At 57.5% G+C, this 6,210-nt stretch carries 3 protein-coding genes and 1 pseudogene; all 4 read left to right on the top strand.

What is annotated here, in order from left to right:
- Window positions 1-545, top strand: a pseudogene (locus tag DXT77_RS27240) (type VI secretion system tip protein VgrG); the annotation flags it as partial.
- Window positions 533-808: a hypothetical protein gene (locus tag DXT77_RS27235; protein WP_178083499.1), complete on the top strand. Its 276-nt coding sequence runs from the start codon at window positions 533-535 to the stop codon at window positions 806-808. The pseudogene DXT77_RS27240 and the gene DXT77_RS27235, both read left to right, overlap by 13 nt.
- Before the next feature lie 24 nt (window positions 809-832).
- Window positions 833-1,570: a DUF4123 domain-containing protein gene (locus tag DXT77_RS27230; RefSeq protein WP_119429872.1), complete on the top strand. Its 738-nt coding sequence runs from the start codon at window positions 833-835 to the stop codon at window positions 1,568-1,570.
- The gene (locus DXT77_RS27225) at window positions 1,570-6,210 is read left to right on the top strand and encodes an RHS repeat-associated core domain-containing protein (RefSeq protein WP_119429871.1); all 4,641 of its coding nucleotides are present in this window, start codon (window positions 1,570-1,572) and stop codon (window positions 6,208-6,210) included. Before DXT77_RS27230 ends, DXT77_RS27225 begins: the two co-directional genes overlap by 1 nt.

Below are 6,210 nucleotides of genomic sequence, written 5' to 3'. Positions count from 1 at the left end.
TCCTCCACGCCCAGCGCGACTGGGACGAGAACATCGAACACGACCAGAAAATCCGCGTCGGCAACGAACGCCACGACGTCGTGGAAAAAAACAGCTACACGGAATTCAAGGCCGAAGAACACCACACCGTCTACGAAGACCGCAAAGTCGAAGCCCGCGCCAACGACCACCTGACCGTGGGCGTGAACCAGCACATCAAGATCGGCACCGGGCAATTCATCGACGCCGGCCAGGAAATTCACCTGAGCAGCGGGATGAAGGTGGTGCTGGAAGCTGGCGCTGAACTGACGCTGGTCGGCGGTGGCAGCTTCATCAAGATCGATGGCGGCGGCGTGACCATGAGCGGGCCGGCGATCAACATCAACTCGGGGGGTGGACCGGGGAGCGGCACCGGTGCGGCGCCGTTGATGCCGGGTGTGCTGAAACAGGCGGATGCCGATAAGGCGGGTGCTGTGCTGACGCCGGCGCAGATCAACACGCTCAAGCGTAATGCGCCGTTTTGTGAAGAGTGTGAGAAGTGTAAGGCGGGGGCATGCGCGATCTGACTGTCGAGAGATTCGCATGGACAAACCGCGCATCCGACTACGAAAAAAAGAGAAACAACTGTGACTCGCTTCGCGGTGATATTCCCGAGCAAGACCCGGCCGACCCTGACAACATTCAGCGGCTCGCCAGCGAAGCGAACACATACTGCAAAGGCACAGATCAGCAACTGAAGCAGTTGAAAGAAAAATACGCAGAAAACGAAAGCGTGCTGAAAAGGCTTTCGGGTTACGAAGAAAACATTGAAGCGGACATGAGCCAATAGGCTCACCCATCAAGGACGGTTGTTGTGGCATCTGAAAAAATCACTCCCCAGGCCTGGCTCTCCGCGCACCCGCTCAAGGCGAACGAACGTCTGTATCTGATCGTCAGTGCTGCCAGCGATGCCGAAGCGCTGAAGACCCTGTATCAGAGCGAACCGTCCGTCCAGGCCATCCCCGTCTGGGGCGGAACGCCCTATTCCACCTGGCAACCGGTGATGCCTTACGTCGCCGAACTCAAGGCCAACTCGGCCTTCCTGCCCTGGATCACCGAAACCGACGCCCTCGACTGGGGCTGGCTGGCCGTCTCCCGTTCAGAACCCAACGAAGTCTTCGAACACCTGCGCAGCCTGACCCAGGTGAAGATGCCGGACGGGACCGAAGTGTTTTTCCGGTTCTGGGATGGGCGGCATATCTATCCGATTCTTGAAGGGTTGGGTGAGAGTGCCGGGGAGGTGCTGCCGGTGTTTGAGCGGTATCTGATCAATGGGCGGAGCCTGGAAGTCGGGCCGAGGGTGGTGCCGAAGGCGAGGGATTGGCCGTGGTGGGAGGTGCCGAAGAAGTTGCTGGATCAGTTGGCGAAAGAGGATCACACGACGCTGGTCGGCAACTTGATGCAATGGCTCGAAGAAGCACGCCCGGATCTCTACAGCGCATGGCCCGAGAACAACCTGAAACTGAAAATCACCCGTTTCGTGCGTCGCCCGGATGCTCCGGACAACCTTAAAGAAGCACTGTTAAACCACCTGATTCTGGAGCAAGGCTGATGGATCGCGTTGCCTTTGTTGACAACCAACTGAACACCTTCAAGGACAGTTTGAAGCTGTATCAGGAACAGACCAAAACCTGGTACGCGAGAGCCGCCGACAAGGCCAGTCGGGCAGCCGACCTGCCTTCCCTTTTGGGCATGGAGCGAGTGATCAAGGTTGGCAACACCAGTAAGTCGGTGAGCATGACCGACGGCGACTTCTCTTCGAACGTGGCTCAATGCCCGTTGAAGGGACCGCTGCTGATCGAAAGTAAATTCGAATCGGTTTATGACATTCCCATCGGCGATATCGAAGTCGAGATCGTCGCAGTGGAAGGTGGTGCAGTCAGCAAGGTCAAACTCGATCAGCAAGGCAAGGCCAGCTGGACCGGCGGAGTACCCGGCAAGTTCTACAAAATCCGTGTTCACAACGAAGTGACGCCTGCGCAGATCGACGCTCTGTTCAGCTCCTATAGCGGCGTAACAGCAGACCTTGAAGGTTTCCTGCGCAAGGAGTGGGCCGGGTTCAAGCCGCAATGGTCGAATCTGTCGGCCTCGGGCACAGCGATGGCGATCGGCAACGGCATTCTTGAAGGTGGCTGGGAGGCCATCAAAGGCGTGTGGGATGGCATCAGTCTGGTGCTCGACATTCTGCAAGACCCCAAGAAGTTTGCAAAAGATCTCGGTGCCGGCGTCCAGGACCTGATCAAAGTCGCCGAAAGCTCGCCAGACATCATGAAAAAAGCCATGTTGCTGGCCAGCGACGAAGCCGCTTTGTTCCTGCTGGTACGCAGTGCCGTAATCTGGTTAGCAGGCTTGCCGCCAATGAAAATGGCCGGCGACGTTGCGAAGATGACCACGGCCATTGTCGTCGGCATCGCGATCGATATCGTGATTGGCGTGGTACTGACCATTGCGGCTGAAGGCACAGGGGTTATCTACCTCGCCGCACGACTGAAGAAGTACGGTGAGCTTGTCATCAATGCTGTCACCAGCTTCGTGAAGTCGCTGTTCAATATCATCAATGGCTTTATGGAGTATGTCGCGAAGTACACCGCTGTTGCGGCACGCGGGGTGACAGCCAAGGTGAGGAACGGCGTCTCTCAGCTGCGCTTCGACGGGAAAAAGAACGCAAAACTGGGTAAAGGCAAAGTCGGTGACGACGCTTCCAAACAGGCAAAGTCGCCCGCAGAAAAAAGTGCCGAGCCTGCCTCGGAAACCTGCACCAACGGATGCCCGGTATCGATGGTCACCGGCGAAGAGCTGCTGACGCTGACAGATGGCCAACTTGATGGCTTGCTGCCGTTTGAATGGACGCGCCTGTACAGAACCAGCGCCGTGGAAATCGACTGTGGCCTGGGCTACGGCTGGAGTCACGCCCTTGCCCACCGCATCGAAATCGTGGGCGATGAGGTCATCTGGACCGACCACGAAAACCGCTCCACACCGTTCCCGCTTCCAAGCGAGCAACGCCCGGCGATCACCAACAGCCTCTCGCGTGCAGCCATTTTCCTCGGCGATGACCCGTCCGAACTGGTACTAGCCCAAGCAGGTAAACGCCCATCGTTCTACCACTTCCGCTTCAACAGCAAAGGCGCAACCCTGATCGCCATCAGCGACAGCTATGGAAATCGCCTGCACGTCACACGGGACATCCACGGGCGCATCAAACGCCTCGACAACGGCGCAGGTCGTGCCCTGCTTTTACGCTACGACCGCAAACACATTGTGGCTGTGGACTATCAGCAGTTTCTTCCGGCGGACAATCTTGAGGATGCCTGGAACACCGTCCAGACGCTGATCACCTACACCTATGACACGCAACACCGGTTGATTGAAGCAAAGAACGCCGCCGGGGAAGCCGAGCGTTATCGCTACAACGATCAACACGTGATTCTGGAGCGGCAACTGGCCGGCGGCGCGAGCTTCTTCTGGGAGTGGGAGAACGAAGGCAAACTGGCTCGATGCATCCACCACTGGGCAAACTTCTCGCAGATGGACGCGCGCTACGCCTGGGATGACAAAGGCAGCGTGACCGTTACCAACGCCGATGGCAGCGAAGAGGTTTACACCCACGACGATCAGGCGCGATTGATCAGCAAGATCGATCCGGATGGTGCCGAGCACCTCAAGGCCTATAACGACAAAGGCCAATTGGTCGCAGAAAAAGATCCGCTCGGCGCCGTAATTGAATACCGGTATGACGATGATGGATTGATGACCGCTGTCATCCCTCCTGAAGATGAAGCCACCACGTACGAATACAGCAACGGATTCGTCAGCGATGTTCACCGTGGCAAAGCCAGCTGGAAGTATCAACGCAACAGACAGGGTGATGTCACTCAGCAAATCGACCCGGATGGAAATTCGACGTTCTACAGCTACGACCGTCAAGGACGTCTGCTGGAGATCCGTCACCCGGATGGCAGCCGCCACCAACTGGGCTGGAACAACCTCGGTCAATTGCTTGAGGAACGCCTGCCCGATGGTGGTCAACGCAAATACCGCTACGATGCGTTGGGCCAGCAGATTACTCGGCAAGAGGAATCTGGTGCCATCACCCAATATCAGTGGGATACCGCCAACCGCCTCGCACAAATTATCTTGCCGGGCGGCGCAACGCGCGCGTTCACCTACAACGCCTACGGCAATGTCACCGCCGAACGCGACGAACTCGGCCGCGTCACCCGTTACGAATACGCCGATAAACTGCACCTTGTCAGCCGTCGCATCAACCCGGATGGCAGCCAGCTGCGTTACCGCTACGACAACTCGCGCCTGTTGCTGACCGAGATCGAAAACGAGCGCGGCGAGCATTACCACCTCGACTACTTCCCGAATGGCCTGATCCAGCAGGAAACCGGCTTCGACGGTCGTCGCACCGCATACGAATACGACCTCAACGGCCAATTGCTGAAGAAAACCGAATTCGGTGAAGACGGTAGCGAGTTGGTAACTGAGTACCAACGCGACACCGCAGGCCGGTTGCTGGTGAAGACCCTTCCCGACGGCGAAGAAATCCACTACAGCTACGACGCCCTCGGCCGCCTGGTCAACGTCGACGACGGACACTGGCCACTCGCCTACGAATACGACCTGCAAGATCGCCTCGTCACCGAACACCAGGGCTGGGGCACCTTGCGTTATGAGTACGACAGCGTTGGCCAGCTCAAGCACTGTCGCTTGCCCGATGGCAGCAAACTCGACTACCGCCACCAACCCGGCGGTACGCTCAGCGGCATCGACCTCAACGGTTCGCGCCTGACCTCTCACCAGTTCAGCGGTGGTCGCGAACAGCAACGGCAGCAAGGCCTGTTGCTCAGCCAGTATCAATATGACGAACAGGGTCGCTTGCAGGCCCATAGCGTCAGCCAGCGCGACAAAAACCTGTTCCAGCGCCGCTACAACTACGACGCAAACGGCAACCTCGCCGGTATCGACGACAGCCGCAAGGGCAACCGCAGCTACCACTACGACCCGCTCGATCGATTGATCAGCGTGCGTGGCGCGACACCGGAAAGCTTCGCCCACGACCCGGCCGGCAACCTGCTCGGCCAGAACAACGAAGGCACAGCCAACCTCGCCAACGTCAAAGGCAACCGCCTGATGATGCAGGGTGATCGCCATTACGACTACGACGCCTTTGGCAACCTGATTCGCGAGCGCCGTGGCGCCGGACAAAAACTCGTCACCGAATACCGTTACGACTGCCAGCATCGTCTGGTCGGTGTCAGCCTACCGGGCGGTAGCGCCGCGTCCTACAAATACGACGCCTTCGGTCGCCGCATCGAAAAAACCGTCGACGGCCAAACCACCGAATTCTTGTGGCAAGGTGAACGCCTGATCGCCGAAAGCGCGGACAACCGTTATCGCACCTACATCTACGAACCCGGCAGCTTCCGCCCGCTGGCCATGCTCGACGGCGAAGGCCCGCGCAAGGCAACGCCGTTTTACTACCAACTCGATCATCTGGGCACACCGCAGGAACTCACTGACTACAGTGGCGAGATCATGTGGTCCGCGAAGTACCGCGCCTACGGTAACCTCGCAGCGCTCGACGTCAGTGAAATCGATAACCCGTTGCGATTCCAGGGTCAGTATTTCGATGCCGAGACAGGGTTACATTACAACCGGCACCGCTACTACAATCCGGGTACTGGGCGTTTTCTGACTCCGGATCCGATCAAGCTTGCGGGTGGGTTGAATAACTACCAGTACGTGCCTAATCCTACGGGGTGGGTGGACCCTTTAGGTCTGACCACAACACAAGCCCAGTGCCCAGGAAAAAAGAAAGTACCCGTAAACCATAAGCCAAGCGGAGATTTGGACTGGAATGGTGTAGATAAAAAAGGGCTCAGTCGAGCAGACCATGTGAGGAGGCATGGTGCTGATGACCCTACTCGACAAGTTCCTCATGGGGTATTCAACGAGGAACCAATATCAGCGACAGAAAATGCGTGGGCGATTGCAAAACGTGACGGCATAACCCCTTACGTAGAACAACCAGGGAATGGTAATTGGATCTACGATGTCCCTTATCCAAATGCGGGATTCAAAGGTGGCATGCCAGGAGCCGCAGATGGCCACCCGGTTCTGAACTCAATTAGAATCGTGGTTAAGGCTAATACAAACAATGTAGTCACCGCGTTTCCAATGTGA

This window comes from Pseudomonas sp. 91RF, from assembly GCF_003576265.1.
Lineage (GTDB): Bacteria > Pseudomonadota > Gammaproteobacteria > Pseudomonadales > Pseudomonadaceae > Aquipseudomonas > Aquipseudomonas kribbensis.
The sequence above is the reverse complement of the archived record's forward strand: the minus strand, read 5'-3'. Positions and strand labels throughout refer to the sequence as shown.